Genomic DNA, 13,151 nt, shown 5'->3' with positions numbered 1-13,151 from the left:
TCGAACACCGGCACATCGCGCGGAACGTTACCGTATCGCGATCAGATGACCACTTCGACGCCCTCGCCGGGTGCTTTACCTGACACTCGTTCGGATTCCAGGGCCTGTTGCAGGATGATGACGGCTGCCACCTGGTCGATGACCGAGCGGCCCTTCTTGGATTTCACGCCCGAGGCGCGCAGTCCCTGGCCGGCCGTCACGGTCGTCATCCGCTCGTCCACCAGGCGCACCGGCACCGGCTTGATGCCCTTGGCCAACTCCTGGGCGAAGGCGCGGACCTTGACGGCGGCCGGACCCTCGCCCCCCTTGAGGGAGCGAGGGAGTCCGACGACGACCTCGATCGGCTCGTACTCCTCCACCAGTTGCCGAAGGCGGCGGTGGGCGGCGGGGATGTCCCGGCCGGGGACGGTCTCCACCGGGGTGGCGAGGATCCCGTCGGGGTCGCACGAGGCGACCCCGATCCGGGCGTCCCCGACGTCGATCGCGAGTCGACGTCCTCTGCGCATTTCTGACCGTTTCCTTGCGTGCCCGTTACTTGGCGGTGTCGGCGACCAGGCGCTCGACGGCGTCCACGGCCTCACCGACGGCGGCCGGGTTCTGTCCGCCGCCCTGGGCCACGTCCGGCTTGCCGCCACCGCCGCCGCCGAGGGTCTTGGCGGCGGTGCGGACCAGGTCACCGGCCTTGAGGCCACGCTCGCGGGCGGCCTCGTTGGTGGCGATGACCGTCAGCGGCTTGCCGTTGTTGACCGTGAAGAGGGCCACCACCGCGGCGCGCCCGCCCCGGATGCGGCCGCGCACGTCGAGGACCAGCTTGCGCAGGTCGTCGGGGGTCGTGCCGTCCGGGACCTGGCCGGTGACGACGGCCACGCCGCGCACGTCCTTGGCGGACTCGGCGAGACCAGCGGCGGCCTGCAGCACCTTCTCGGCGCGGAACTTCTCGATCTCCTTCTCGGCGTCCTTCAGCTTGCCGAGCATCGAGGAGACCTTCTCGGGCAGCTCCTCCGGGCGGCCCTTGAGCAGCTCGGTCAGCTGGTTGACGACCGTGTGCTCACGGGCGAGGAAGCTGTAGGCGTCCACGCCGACCAGGGCCTCGATACGGCGGACACCCGAGCCGATGGAGGACTCGCCGAGCAGCTTCACCAGGCCCAGCTGGGCGGTGTTGTGCACGTGCGTGCCGCCGCACAGCTCCTTGGAGAAGTCGCCGATGGTCACGACGCGGACCCGCTCGCCGTACTTCTCGCCGAACTCGGCGATGGCGCCCTGCTTCTTGGCGTCGTCGATGCCCATGACCTCGGCGTGCACGTCGAGGTCGCGGGCGAGCACCTCGTTGATCTTCTGCTCGACGTCGGTCATCACGGCCGTCGGGACGGCGGACGGGGAACCGAAGTCGAAGCGGAAGCGGCCGGGCTGGTTCTCGGAGCCGGCCTGGGCGGCCGTCGGGCCGAGGGCGTCGCGCAGCGCCTGGTGGGTCAGGTGGGTGGCCGAGTGGGCGCGGGCGATGGCCTTGCGGCGGCGGGCGTCGATCGAGGCCTGGGCCTTGGCGCCGACGGTCACCTCGCCGACCTGGACGACGCCCTTGTGGACGTACACGCCCGGGACCGGCTTCTGGCAGTCGCGGATCTCGATGACGGCACCGGAGTCCACCTTGATGCGGCCGGTGTCGCCGATCTGGCCGCCGCCCTCGGCGTAGAACGGGGTGCGGTCCAGGACGATCTCGACCTCGTCGCCCTCGGTGGCGGCCGGCGAGGAGGCGCCGTCGACGAGGATGCCGACGATCGTGGACTCGCCCTCGGTGTCGGTGTAGCCGATGAAGTCGGTCTCGCCGGCCGTGTCGGCGATCTCGCGGTAGGCACCCATGTCGGCGTGGCCGGTCTTCTTGGCCTGGGCGTCGGCCTTGGCGCGCTCCCGCTGCTCCTTCATCAGGCGGCGGAAGCCCTCCTCGTCCACGGAGAGGCCCTGCTCGGCGGCCATCTCCAGGGTGAGGTCGATCGGGAAGCCCCAGGTGTCGTGGAGCAGGAAGGCCCTCTCGCCGGAGAGGACCGTGCCGCCGGCCTGCTTGGTCTCGGTGACGGCGGTGTCGAGGATGTTGGTGCCGGCCTTCAGCGTCTTGAGGAAGGCGTTCTCCTCGGCGATGGCGACCTTCTCGATGCGCTCGCGGTCGGTGACCAGCTCGGGGTACTGCTGGCCCATCATCCGGATCACGGTGTCGAGGAGGTCCTTGACGACCGGACCGGTGGCGCCGAGCAGGCGCATGTTGCGGATGGCGCGGCGCATGATGCGCCGCAGGACGTACCCGCGGCCCTCGTTGCCGGGGGTGACGCCGTCACCGATGAGCATGGTGGCCGTACGCATGTGGTCGGTCACGACACGCAGGGACACGTCGGAGTCGTGGGCGTCGCCGTAGCGGACACCGGTCAGCTCGGTGGCCTTGTCGATGACGGCCATGGAGGTGTCGATCTCGTACATGTTCTGCACGCCCTGCAGAATCATGGCGAGGCGCTCCATGCCGAGGCCCGTGTCGATGTTCTTGCTGGGCAGGTCCCCGAGGATCTCGAAGTTGTCCTTGCCGGTGCCCTCGCCGCGCTCGTACTGCATGAAGACGAGGTTCCAGATCTCCACGTACCGCTCGTCGTTGACGGCGGGGCCGCCCTCGACGCCGAACTCGGGGCCGCGGTCGTAGTTGATCTCGGAGCAGGGGCCGCAGGGGCCGGGGACGCCCATGGACCAGTAGTTGTCCTTCATGCCGAGGCGCTGGATGCGTTCCTTCGGCACACCGACGACCTCGTGCCAGATGCGCTCGGCCTCGTCGTCGTCCTTGTAGACGGTGATCCAGAGCTTCTCCGGCTCGAGGCCGTAACCGCCCTTGTCCTGGGGGCTGGTGAGCAGCTCCCAGGCGAGCTTGATGGCGCCTTCCTTGAAGTAGTCGCCGAAGGAGAAGTTGCCGCACATCTGGAAGAACGTGCCGTGCCGCGTGGTCTTGCCGACCTCTTCGATGTCGGGCGTGCGCACGCACTTCTGCACGCTGGTGGCGCGCTGGAAGGGCGGCTTGACCTCACCCAGGAAGTAGGGCTTGAAGGGCACCATGCCGGCGGGGACGAGGAGCAGAGTCGGGTCGTCCGCGATGAGCGACGCCGAAGGGACGACGGTGTGCCCGCGCTCCTCGAAGAAGCTCAGCCAGCGGCGGCGAATCTCGGCCGACTCCATCAGTGGTCCTCATTCCGGTTGTACGAGTGCTTCGCTTGCGAAGAAAACGACGTTTCGATGTACTTCGGTGTGCTGCGGTCGTTCTCGATGGCGGTGTGGCGCCGGGGCGCGGGAAGTTCGGGGTTCTCGTGGATCCCCAGGGCCTCCTCCAGCTCGGACTCCCGCTGGGCCATGTTGTCGCGGACGTCGAGCGCGAAGCCCACCGCGCGGTCCTTCAGCCGCTGACCGGTCTCCAGGGCCTTGTTCGCCGCGGTGGCGGCGAGGCTCTCCGGGGTCAGCTGCTTGAGCTTGCGGTTGACCTTGGTGGTCGCCCACACACCGGCGGCGACACCGGTGGTGAACCAGAACGTACGGCGGAACATCGCTCGGTCTCAGTCCTTACTTCCGCTTGCGTCGTGCGGCAGGGACCGTGCGGCCCACGATCACGGTACGCCGGGGCGCCTTCGCGGGCGCGTCCTCCTTGCGGCCGCCCAGCGCCCGGCGGACGCCGTAGCCGAACGCCGCGACCTTGACCAGCGGGCCGCCGAAGGTGGAGGCGACCGTGGTGGACAGCGCGGAGGCGTTCGACGTGACCTCCTGGACGTCGGAGGCGATCGCGTCGACGCGGTCGATCTGGGTCTGCGCGGAGCGCACCGCCTGGGAGGCGTCGGCGAGCAGCGGGACGGCCTGGTCGGTCACGTCCGCCACCAGCTTGGTGGTCGCCTTGAGCGTCTGGGCCAGCCTCGCGAGAGCCACCGCGAGGAAGGAGACCAGGATCGCCCAGAAGACGGCCACCAGGATCCCGGCCACCTCTCCACCGGACACTGTGCGCACCCGCTCCCTGAAACGTGCCTCACCATCGAAAAAGTCGTGTCCGAGCCTATCGCGCCGGGGCCAGGGCTCCGTACCGGATTACCGGGTGGCGGGGACGGAGTTGCGGGAAGCGATTGTACGCGTTGAACACGCTTCAGTACGCTCCGTGTCCCATGCGAGGTCCTCAGCGCCCAGATCCTTTCCCCGCCGGCGATCCGCCCCTGGAACTGACCACGTTCGTCGGACGCGAGGCCGAGCTCGCCGGGCTGACCGACGTGCTCGGCGGGGCGCGGCTGGTGACCGTGACCGGGGTCGGCGGGGTCGGCAAGTCCCGGCTGGCCGCGCGGGTCGCCGCCGGCTGGGAGTCCGGGGCGGGGCGGGTGGAGCTGGCGCCGGTGCGCGATCCGCAGTTCGTGGAGTACGCGGTGGCGGAGGCGCTGGGGCTGACCGACCACACGGCCCGGCCGCCCCGGGAGACGCTGCTGGAACATCTCGCCGGGCGGCCGGCCCTGCTGGTGCTGGACGGGTTCGAGCATCTGCTGGACGCCTGCGCCGAGTTGACGGCGGAGCTGCTGCGCAGGCTGCCGGAGCTTCGGGTGCTGGCGGTGGGCCGCCGTCCGCTCGGGGTTGCGGGCGAGCGGCTGTCGCCGCTGGCGCCGCTCGGCGAGGACGAGGCGGTGGAACTGTTCACCGACCGGGCCCGGGAGCAGGGCCTCGAGGTGTCCGACGGCCCCGAGGTGCGCGAGCTGTGCCGGCGGCTGGAGGGGATCCCGCTGGCGCTGGAGCTGGCGGCCGGCCGGCTCCGGGCGCTGTCCCCGGCGCAGCTGCTGCAGCGGCTGGACGACCGGTTCCGGCTGCTGACGACAGGCTCCGGCCCGCAGTCGGTACCGGGGGGACCTCCGGCGCGCCACCGGACGCTGCGCACGGCGATCGGCTGGAGCCATGAGCTGTGCACGCCCGCCGAACGGCTGCTGTGGGCGCGTCTTTCGGTGTTCGCGCAGACCTTCGACCTGGAGGCTGCCGAGTACGTGTGCAGCGGGGACGGACTGCCCGCCGAGGACGTCCTGGACGTGCTGTCGGAGCTGTTGGCCCAGTCGGTCGTCACCCGCGAGGTGAGCCCGGCCGGCCCCCGCTACCGGATGCTGGACACGGTCCGGGCCTACGGCGCCGAGTGGCTGGAGCGGATCGGGGACGCGGGCCGGCTGCGCAGGCGGCACCGGGACTGGTACCTGGGCCTGGCGACCTGGTGCGAGCTGGACTGGTTCTCGCCCCGGCAGGGCGAGGTCGCCGCGCGGGTCGAGGCGGAACTGCCCAATCTGCGGGCGGCGCTGGAGTGCTGTCTGGCCGAGCCTCAGGAGGCCCACCTCGGGCAGTACCTCGCGGGGTCGCTGTGGTTCTGCTGGGTGGGCTGCGGGCGGCTCGCGGAGGGCCGCCGCTGGCTGGAGCGCAGCGTCGAGCTGGAGTCGGAGTACGAGCAGTCGCGGCTGAAGGCGCTGTGGGTGCTCGGCTATGTGGCGATCCTCCAGGGCGACACCGTGCCGGCGCTGGCGGCGCTGCAGGAGTGCCGGGAGCAGGCCGAGCGGGTCGCGGATCCGACGGCGGTGGCGTACGCCGAGCACCGCACCGGCTGTCTGGCCCTGGTCACCGATGACATGGCCCGAGCAGAAACGCTGCTGCGGTCGGCGCTGCACCGCTATCAGGAGATCGGCGAGCTCAACAGCAACGTGCTGATGGGCCAGGTGGAACTGGCGATGACGCGGGCCTTCCAGGGGGACCTGCCGGACGCGGTACGGCTGTGCGAGGACGTGCGTCGGGTGTGCGAGGACCACGGGGAGCGCTGGGCCCGTTCGTACGCGCTCTACGTGCTGGCGTACGCGGCCTGGCGGGAGGGCGCCCAGGACACGGCGCGCGAGCTGCTCTCGGACTGTCTGCGCAATGCCCACGCCTTCCACGACCTGCTCGGCTCCGTGCTGTCGCTGGAGCTGCTGGCACTGGTGACGGCGACCGAGGGCGAACCGGCCGAGGCGGCGCTGCTCCAGGGGGCCGCGGCTCGGATGTGGCCCTCCGTGGGGCTGCCCCTGTTCGGCTCGGCGTACTACAACGCCCCGCACGAGCAGTGCGAGGCGATGGCGCGGCAGTCGCTGGGGGACGCGCGCTACGAGGAGTGCGTGCGGGAAGGTGCCCGACTGGACCGCGCGGACGCCGTGGCGCGTGCGCTGGGGCATGAGAGGGTACGGCCGTTGGGGGCGGTGCCGGCGCCCGGAAGGGGCGCGGGGCCGAATCAACATGCGGTTCCGCCGCGGGGCGCGACCAGCCTCCACAGATCCGCACCATCCGAACGACCGGACCTGCCCACAGCGTGAGGAGGCCGGAAAACGCAAACCCGCCGCCTCGCCCGCCCGGCAGGGCCGGGCAGGGAGACGGCGGGCTGAGGTATTACGCCGTGGCTGGGGTCAGCGGGCGTAGTACTCGACGACGAGCTGCTCGTCGCAGATCACCGGGATCTCCTTGCGGTTCGGCTCACGGTCCAGGCGGAACGCCAGGGCCTTGAGGTTCACCTGCAGGTAGCGCGGGGTCTCACCCTCGGGGGCGAAGCCACCCTCGCGGGCGATCGTGAAGAGCGTCTTCTCCTTGGAGCGGTCGCGGACCTGCACGACGTCGTCCGGACGGACACGGAAGGACGGCTTGTCGACCTTCTGGCCGTTGACCTGGATGTGGCCGTGGACGACCATCTGACGGGCCTGGTAGATGGTGCGGGCGATGCCCGAACGCAGGACCAGGGCGTCGAGACGGCGCTCGAGCTCCACGATCAGGGCCTCACCGGTCTTGCCCTGGACCTTGGACGCGCGCTCATAGGCGCGGACCAGCTGGCGCTCGGAGATGTCGTACTGCGCGCGCAGACGCTGCTTCTCCAGCAGACGGACCTTGTAGTCCGAGTTCTGCTTGCGGCCGCGGCCGTGCTCGCCCGGCGGGTAGGGACGGGCCTCGAAGTACTTGACGGCCTTCGGGGTCAGCGCGATGCCGAGGGCACGCGACTTCTTGACCTTGGGACGGGACTGGTTCGCCACTGTCTCAATCTCTTTCGTAGTTTTCGGCTCGTCAGGGTTGAGGGAGGTCGCATCCGCAGCCGGGGAAACCCGCCGGGTCCGCGAGGGACCTGCCGGGCAGCCGCTCCCCTGGTCTGGGCACATACATGCAGCACGCGAGTGGCCCACCGACCGTCCCGGAACTCCGGGTGGTGGTGGGCTGCCCGCGACACCGTTCGACGGTGCGCGACGCTCCTGGAGTCCGTTTTCCCGAGGACTGGCCCCGGGGGCCGGACTCCGGCTGGGTGTCCCGCTCTGACTGCGCGGGACTCAGCACTTCGGAGAAGTCTACAGGGCGCTCACGACCGCCTGCGACCGAGGTGCTTGCGGGTCCACTCCACCGCGTCCGCGTACCGGGCCTCGGCGCCGTGCCGGCCCGGGGTGTAGTACTCGCGGTCCTTCAGCGCGTCCGGCGCGTACTGCTGCTGGGCGATGCCCTCGGACAGGTCGTGCGGATACACGTACCCCTGGGCGTGGCCGAGCTGGGCGGCGCCCTTGTAGTGCCCGTCGCGCAGGTGCGGCGGAACCGGGCCGGCCAGGCCCTTGCGCACGTCCTCCATGGCGGCGCCGATCGCGGTGGTCGCCGAGTTGGACTTGGGGGCCAGCGCGAGGGCGATGGTGGCGTGGCTGAGGGTGAGGGCGGCCTCTGGGAAGCCGATCATGGCGACGGCCTGGGCGGCGGCGACCGCGAGGGGCAGGGCGTTCGGATCGGCCAGGCCGATGTCCTCGCTGGCGGAGATCATCAGGCGGCGGGCGATGAAGCGGGGGTCCTCGCCGGCCTCGATCATGCGGGCCAGGTAGTGCAGGGCCGCGTCGACGTCGGAGCCCCTGATGGACTTGATGAGGGCGCTGGCCACGTCGTAGTGCTGGTCGCCGTCGCGGTCGTACTTCACCGCCGCCCGGTCGACCGTCTGCTCCAGCGTCTGCAGGCTGATCTCGCTCTCGCCCTGGTCCAGGGCGGCTCCGGCGGCTGCCTCCAGGGCGGTCAGGGCACGGCGGGCGTCGCCGCCGGCGATGCGCAGCAGGTGCTCCTCGGTGTCCTCGGGGAGGCCGACGGCGTCCCTCAGGCCCCGCTCGTCCGTCAGGGCGCGCCCCAGCAGGCCCCGGATGTCGTCGTCGGTGAGCGGTTCGAGGGTCAGCAGGAGCGAACGGGACAGCAGCGGCGAGATCACCGAGAAGTACGGGTTCTCCGTGGTGGCCGCGATCAGGGTCACCCAGCGGTTCTCCACCGCCGGGAGCAGGGAGTCCTGCTGGGCCTTGCTGAAACGGTGGATCTCGTCCAGGAAGAGGACGGTCTCCTTGCCGAAGCCGCCGGTGGCGCGGCGGGCGCCGTCGATGACCGCGCGGACCTCCTTGACGCCCGCGGTGATCGCGGACAGCTCCACGAACCGCTTGTTCGTCGCCTTGGAGACGACGTACGCCAGGGTGGTCTTGCCGGTGCCGGGCGGGCCCCACAGGATCACCGAGGACGGTCCGGCCGGGCCGCCGGAGTCCTCGCCGACCAGCCGGCGCAGCGGGGAGCCGGGCTTCAGCAGATGCTGCTGGCCCACCACCTCGTCGAGCGTGCGCGGGCGCATCCGCACCGCCAGGGGGCTGGCCGCCGGGTCCTTCTCCTGGCGTTCTTCCGCTGCGGCGGTGAACAGGTCGGGTTCCACGTCATGAACCCTAAATCACCGCACTGACAACGCGGCCGGGCCGGGCGGTCAGGCCCAGAGCTGGCTGCCCCAGCGGGTCAGGATCAGCATGGCGATGATGCCGCAGTGCGTGACCGGCACCACCCAGGTGAACTCGCCGAAGAAGGACTTCAGCCAACGAGGTGCCCGCAGGAAGTCGTTGCGGATGTTGAAGGAGGTCACGTACCAGAACATGGTGATCGTGGCGACCCAGGCCAGCGAGCACCACAGGCACAGCGCGTTGATCCGGTACAGGGACTGGAACTGCAGCCAGGTGCAGAAGCCGACGCCGAAGAGCGTGCCGAAGTTGAAGGTCAGCCAGTACCAGCGCGGGAAGCGGGCGCGGGCCAGCAGGCTCATGCCGACGCAGATCACGATGCCGTAGCAGACCAGGCCGAGCCAGGGGTTCGGGAAGCCGAAGGCGGCCGCCTGCTTGCTCTCCATGACGCTGCCGCAGGACACGATCGGGTTGACGCTGCAGCCCGGCGTGAACGTCTTCCCGGCGAGCTTCGCCTCGAGGATCTTGTTCTTGTCGAGCGTGATGACCCAGGCGGCCAGCAGTCCGGCCGCGCCGGTGATCACCAGCAGGATCGCGAAGGCACGGCTGCCGCCCACCGCGCGCGGGGCGTCGGCGGCACGCTCGGGACCCGACCCCGTGGAGACGTCGTTGACTGTCGTCTTGCTCATCACGCCGATTCCGTCACTTGAGAGTTGGACCATCTTCGGGCACGGCACATTGTGCCGCACGCACGTGTGTGTCCACCGTTCGGTGGACATAAGGAGGTACGCACGGTGGTCACGGACCGTTCGGTTCTCGCCGATGATCGGTTGCATGACAGCACATGCGAACGATCTCGCGGTGGACGTCCGGGGGCTGCGCAAGCGGTACGGGGGCGTGACCGCGGTGGACGGGCTCGATCTCGGCATCCGGCGCGGTGAGGTGTTCGGCCTGCTCGGGCCCAACGGCGCCGGCAAGAGCACCACGGTGGAGATCCTCCAGGGCAACCGGTCACGGGACGGGGGCGAGGTGTCCGTCCTCGGCGCGGACCCGGCGACCGGCACGCGCGCATGGAGATCCCGTGTGGGAATCGTCTGGCAGGACGAATCGACCCCCGCGGAGTTGACGGTCGGCGAGACCGTACGGCACTTCGCCCGCTACTACCCGCGCCCGCGCGACCCCCAGGAGGTCATCCGCCTGGTCGGCCTGGAGGCGAAGGCGGACAGCCGGATCAAGGCCCTCTCCGGCGGCCAGCGGCGCCGCCTCGACGTGGCGCTCGGTGTGATCGGCGATCCCGAGCTGCTGCTCCTGGACGAGCCGACCACCGGCTTCGACCCGGCCGCCCGGCGGCAGTTCTGGGACCTGATCCGGCTGCTCGCCGACGAGGGCACGACGATCCTGCTCACCACGCACTACCTGGAGGAGGCCGAGAGCCTCGCGGACCGGCTCGCCGTGGTCGCGAGGGGCCGGGTGGTCGCCGTGGGCCGGCCCGGTGAGCTGCGCGAGCGGTACGGCAGCGAGGCCAGCGTCACCTGGACCGAACGCGACGGCTCCCCGCGCACGGAACTCACCGACACGCCGACCAGGACGGTCGCGGGACTGTTGACCCGCTTCGACGGCGAGATACCGGGACTGACCGTGACCCGTCCCACCCTGGAGGACGTCTACCTCCGGCTGACCGGCCAGGAGGCCGCCCGATGACCACGACCACCGTGCGGGCCACTGCCCGCGACTCCGCCGCAACCGTCCCCGGCGCCTGGACGCTGGGGCTGCTGCGGGGGGCCCTGGAGATCAAGCAGTTCTTCCGGCTGCGCGAGCAGGTGGTGTTCACCTTCTCCTTCCCGGTGGTGTTCCTGTTCCTGTTCGCGTCGATCTTCCGCAACCACGTCGGGCACACCGGGGTCACCGCCTCCCAGCTGTACGTTCCCGCGATGATGGCCTCCGGGATCATGTCGACGAGCTTCCAGTCGCTGGGCATCTCCATCGCCGTGGAACGGGACGAGAAGGTGCTGCGGCGGCTGCGGGGCACGCCGATGCCGCCCGCGGCCTATTTCCTGGGCAAGATCTGGCTGGTTCTGTTCACCGGTGCCCTGGAGACCGCGATCCTGCTGGCCGTCGGCACGGCGTGCTACGGCGTCCACCTGCCGTCCGACCCCGGCCGCTGGTTCGACTTCGCCTGGATCTTCGTGCTGGGCCTGACCGCGTGCGCGCTGCTCGGCATCGCCATCAGCTCGGTGCCGAAGTCGGCGAAGAGTGCCAGCTCCGTCGTCGTACTCCCCTTCCTGGTCCTGCAGTTCGTCTCCGGGGTGTACATCGCGATCGACACCATCCCCGGCTGGATGCTCGACTTCGGGGCCCTGTTCCCGCTGAAGTGGATGTGCCAGGGGCTGCGGGGCGTGTTCCTGCCGGACTCGGCGAAGGTCCTGGAGCAGGCGCACGCCTGGGAGTTCGGGCGGACAGCGCTGGTGCTGGCCGCCTGGTGCGTCGGAGGATCGGTCCTGTGCTTGCTGACCTTCCGGTGGAAGAACCGGCGCGACGGGTGACGGGTGACAGGGCCCGCGGAGTCCACGCCTGGGACCGTTCGATCCTGCTCTGGGACGTGTACTTCGCGGTGGCCTGGCTGGCCACGCAGACCATGCTGCTGGGCGCCGGGCATCCGGTGTGGTCGGTCCGGGCCGTCGCGGCCGGTCTCCTCGTGCCGCTGGTGCCCTGGTACGCGGTCGTGGGGCGCCGTCTCCTCGGCGAGGACCCGCAGGACGAGCGCCGCGCCCGGTACTACCTGGCGGGCGCGCTGGTCCTGTTCCTGCCGTCCGCGGTACTGGCCGGTGAGACCCGGATCCTGGCCTTCGCCCTGATCCCGCAGTGCTTCATGACCCTGCGCATGCGCGATGCGCTGGTCGCGGTGACCGTGACCAACGTGGTCCCGGTCGCGGGCTGGGCCCTGCTGTGGCGGCCGGGCGCCGAGGACTTGCTGGTCAACACGCTGTCCGCGCTGGTGACCCTGGTGTTCTCGGCGGTGGTCGGCGGCTGGATCATCCGGATCATCGAGCAGAGCCTGGAACGGGCCGAGCTCATCGCCGAGCTCGACGCCAGCAGGCACGAGATCTCCCGGCTGTCGGCCGCGCACGGCGCCCTCGCCGAACGCGAGCGGCTGGCCCGGGAGATCCACGACACCCTCGCGCAGGGCTTCACCAGCCTGCTGATGCTGGTCCAGGCCGTGGAGGCCGAGCTCGACACGGATCCCGCACAGGCCCGCCGCCACCTCGCCCTGATGGACGAGACGGCCCGCCGGAACCTCGCCGAGGCCCGTGCCCTGGTGGCCGGCGGCGCGCCCGCCGACCTGGCGGGAGCCTCGCTGCCCGACGCCCTGGACCGCCTGGCCGCGCGGCACGGGGCGAGGCTGGAGGTGACCGGCCCGGTGCGCACCCTGCCCGCCGGCGTGGAGGTGGTGGCCCTGCGCGCCTGTCAGGAAGCCCTGACCAACTCCCGGAAGCACGCAGGGAGTTCGGCACGGGCCGAGGTCGGGCTCGACTACACCGGCGAGAGGCTGACCGTCTCCGTCCGCGACGACGGCTGCGGCTTCGACCCGGCTGCCGCATCGACGGGATACGGTCTTGCGGGGCTGCGCGCCCGCGCCGCCGAGGTGGGCGGCACCGCGTCGGTGCGCAGCGCACCCGGCGACGGTACGACGGTGACCGTACGCCTGCCCGTCCCCGCGACGACGGCTTCCGCCGTGAGGAGGGATACCCCGTGATCCGGATCGTCCTGGCCGACGACCACCCCGTCGTACGGGAGGGACTGCGCGCCATGCTGAGCGCCGAGCCGGACTTCGAGGTGGTCGGCGACGCGGCGAGCGGCCCGCAGGCGGAGGCGCTGGCCGCCGAAGTGCGGCCGGACATCGTGCTGATGGACCTGCGGATGCCGGGCGGCGGTGGCGTGGACTCGATCGGGCGGATGACCGCGGCGGGGCTGCCGTGCCGGGTGATCGTGCTGACGACGTACGAGACGGACCGGGACATCCTGCGGGCCGTGGAGGCAGGAGCGGCGGGCTACCTGCTGAAGGACCTGCCCCGCCGTGAACTGGCCGACGCGGTACGGGCGGCGGCGCGCGGCGAGACCGTACTGGCCCCCTCGGTGGCGGCCCGCCTGGTCGACCAGCTGCGCACCAGGCCGGAGCGCCCCCGGCTGTCGGAGCGGGAGACGGCCGTGCTGCGCCTGGTGGCCGAGGGCTGCACGAACGCGGAGATCGGACGCCGGCTGTTCATAGGCGAGTCGACGGTGAAGACCCATCTGCTGCGGATCTTCGGCAAGTTGGGGGTGGACGACCGCACGGCGGCGGTGACGAGCGCGATGCGGTACGGCTTGCTGGAACAGTGAGAGGGCGCCGGGAGTGCCCGG

Annotated in this window: 12 protein-coding genes; 5 read left to right on the top strand and 7 right to left on the bottom strand. The window is 71.0% G+C overall.

Annotation, left to right across the window (positions count from 1 at the left end):
• Positions 1-41: 41 nt before the first annotated feature.
• From ruvX to SRB17_RS35550, 4 genes are read right to left on the bottom strand one after another with little or no spacing between them, the layout of a single operon-like run.
• Positions 42-506: a Holliday junction resolvase RuvX gene (gene ruvX / locus SRB17_RS35565; RefSeq protein WP_153544674.1), complete on the bottom strand. Its 465-nt coding sequence runs from the start codon at positions 504-506 to the stop codon at positions 42-44.
• Positions 507-531: 25 nt separating this feature from the next.
• The gene (gene alaS / locus SRB17_RS35560; RefSeq protein ID WP_153544673.1) at positions 532-3,204 is read right to left on the bottom strand and encodes an alanine--tRNA ligase; all 2,673 of its coding nucleotides are present in this window, start codon (positions 3,202-3,204) and stop codon (positions 532-534) included.
• Positions 3,204-3,566, bottom strand: a complete 363-nt coding sequence (locus SRB17_RS35555; RefSeq protein WP_153544671.1) for a hypothetical protein — start codon at positions 3,564-3,566, stop codon at positions 3,204-3,206. The genes alaS and SRB17_RS35555 overlap by 1 nt, the downstream gene beginning before the upstream one ends.
• A 16-nt stretch (positions 3,567-3,582) precedes the next feature.
• Positions 3,583-4,017 carry a DUF948 domain-containing protein gene (locus SRB17_RS35550; protein ID WP_323376799.1) on the bottom strand — a complete coding sequence of 145 codons (435 nt, stop codon included), beginning with the start codon at positions 4,015-4,017 and terminating at the stop codon, positions 3,583-3,585.
• 152 nt (positions 4,018-4,169) lie between these two features.
• Between SRB17_RS35550 and SRB17_RS35545 the strand changes: the two genes are divergently transcribed.
• Positions 4,170-6,359: an ATP-binding protein gene (locus tag SRB17_RS35545; RefSeq protein ID WP_228396442.1), complete on the top strand. Its 2,190-nt coding sequence runs from the start codon at positions 4,170-4,172 to the stop codon at positions 6,357-6,359.
• A 90-nt stretch (positions 6,360-6,449) separates the two neighbouring features.
• Here SRB17_RS35545 and rpsD read toward each other — a convergent pair whose 3' ends face one another.
• The 3 genes from rpsD to SRB17_RS35530 form a co-directional block, all read right to left on the bottom strand.
• Positions 6,450-7,064: a 30S ribosomal protein S4 gene (gene rpsD / locus SRB17_RS35540; protein WP_031161776.1), complete on the bottom strand. Its 615-nt coding sequence runs from the start codon at positions 7,062-7,064 to the stop codon at positions 6,450-6,452.
• A 317-nt stretch (positions 7,065-7,381) separates the two neighbouring features.
• Positions 7,382-8,737, bottom strand: coding sequence for a replication-associated recombination protein A (locus tag SRB17_RS35535; protein WP_323376797.1), 1,356 nt, complete (start codon positions 8,735-8,737; stop codon positions 7,382-7,384).
• Positions 8,738-8,785: 48 nt separating this feature from the next.
• Positions 8,786-9,442 (bottom strand): vitamin K epoxide reductase family protein, encoded by a 657-nt coding sequence (locus SRB17_RS35530; RefSeq protein WP_153544669.1) that lies wholly within the window; start codon positions 9,440-9,442, stop codon positions 8,786-8,788.
• Positions 9,443-9,587: 145 nt separating this feature from the next.
• Between SRB17_RS35530 and SRB17_RS35525 the strand changes: the two genes are divergently transcribed.
• From SRB17_RS35525 to SRB17_RS35510, 4 genes are read left to right on the top strand one after another with little or no spacing between them, the layout of a single operon-like run.
• On the top strand, positions 9,588-10,454 hold the full coding sequence (locus SRB17_RS35525; protein ID WP_153544667.1) for an ABC transporter ATP-binding protein: 867 nt from the start codon (positions 9,588-9,590) through the stop codon (positions 10,452-10,454).
• Positions 10,451-11,296 carry an ABC transporter permease gene (locus SRB17_RS35520; RefSeq protein ID WP_153544665.1) on the top strand — a complete coding sequence of 282 codons (846 nt, stop codon included), beginning with the start codon at positions 10,451-10,453 and terminating at the stop codon, positions 11,294-11,296. The genes SRB17_RS35525 and SRB17_RS35520 overlap by 4 nt, the downstream gene beginning before the upstream one ends.
• Entirely contained in the window at positions 11,293-12,507 is a 1,215-nt protein-coding gene (locus SRB17_RS35515; RefSeq protein ID WP_323376795.1) for a sensor histidine kinase, read from the top strand. The genes SRB17_RS35520 and SRB17_RS35515 overlap by 4 nt, the downstream gene beginning before the upstream one ends.
• On the top strand, positions 12,504-13,130 hold the full coding sequence (locus tag SRB17_RS35510) for a response regulator transcription factor (RefSeq protein ID WP_323376794.1): 627 nt from the start codon (positions 12,504-12,506) through the stop codon (positions 13,128-13,130). The genes SRB17_RS35515 and SRB17_RS35510 overlap by 4 nt, the downstream gene beginning before the upstream one ends.
• The last annotated feature ends 21 nt before the right edge of the window (positions 13,131-13,151 follow it).

It is taken from the genome of Streptomyces sp. RB17, assembly GCF_009604455.1.
Taxonomy (GTDB): domain Bacteria; phylum Actinomycetota; class Actinomycetes; order Streptomycetales; family Streptomycetaceae; genus Streptomyces.
Note: the sequence above shows the minus strand (reverse complement) of the source record. Positions and strands in the feature narration are given on the sequence as shown.

What these genes read in the sequence shown, in the direction of transcription:
- ruvX (WP_153544674.1), bottom strand. Translation starts at nt 506, where the DNA reads ATGCGCAGAGGACGTCGACTCGCGATCGACGTCGGGGACGCCCGGATC.
- alaS (WP_153544673.1), bottom strand. Translation starts at nt 3,204, where the DNA reads ATGGAGTCGGCCGAGATTCGCCGCCGCTGGCTGAGCTTCTTCGAGGAG.
- SRB17_RS35555 (WP_153544671.1), bottom strand. Translation starts at nt 3,566, where the DNA reads ATGTTCCGCCGTACGTTCTGGTTCACCACCGGTGTCGCCGCCGGTGTG.
- SRB17_RS35545 (WP_228396442.1), top strand. Translation starts at nt 4,170, where the DNA reads ATGCGAGGTCCTCAGCGCCCAGATCCTTTCCCCGCCGGCGATCCGCCC.
- SRB17_RS35530 (WP_153544669.1), bottom strand. Translation starts at nt 9,442, where the DNA reads ATGAGCAAGACGACAGTCAACGACGTCTCCACGGGGTCGGGTCCCGAG.
- SRB17_RS35525 (WP_153544667.1), top strand. Translation starts at nt 9,588, where the DNA reads ATGACAGCACATGCGAACGATCTCGCGGTGGACGTCCGGGGGCTGCGC.
- SRB17_RS35520 (WP_153544665.1), top strand. Translation starts at nt 10,451, where the DNA reads ATGACCACGACCACCGTGCGGGCCACTGCCCGCGACTCCGCCGCAACC.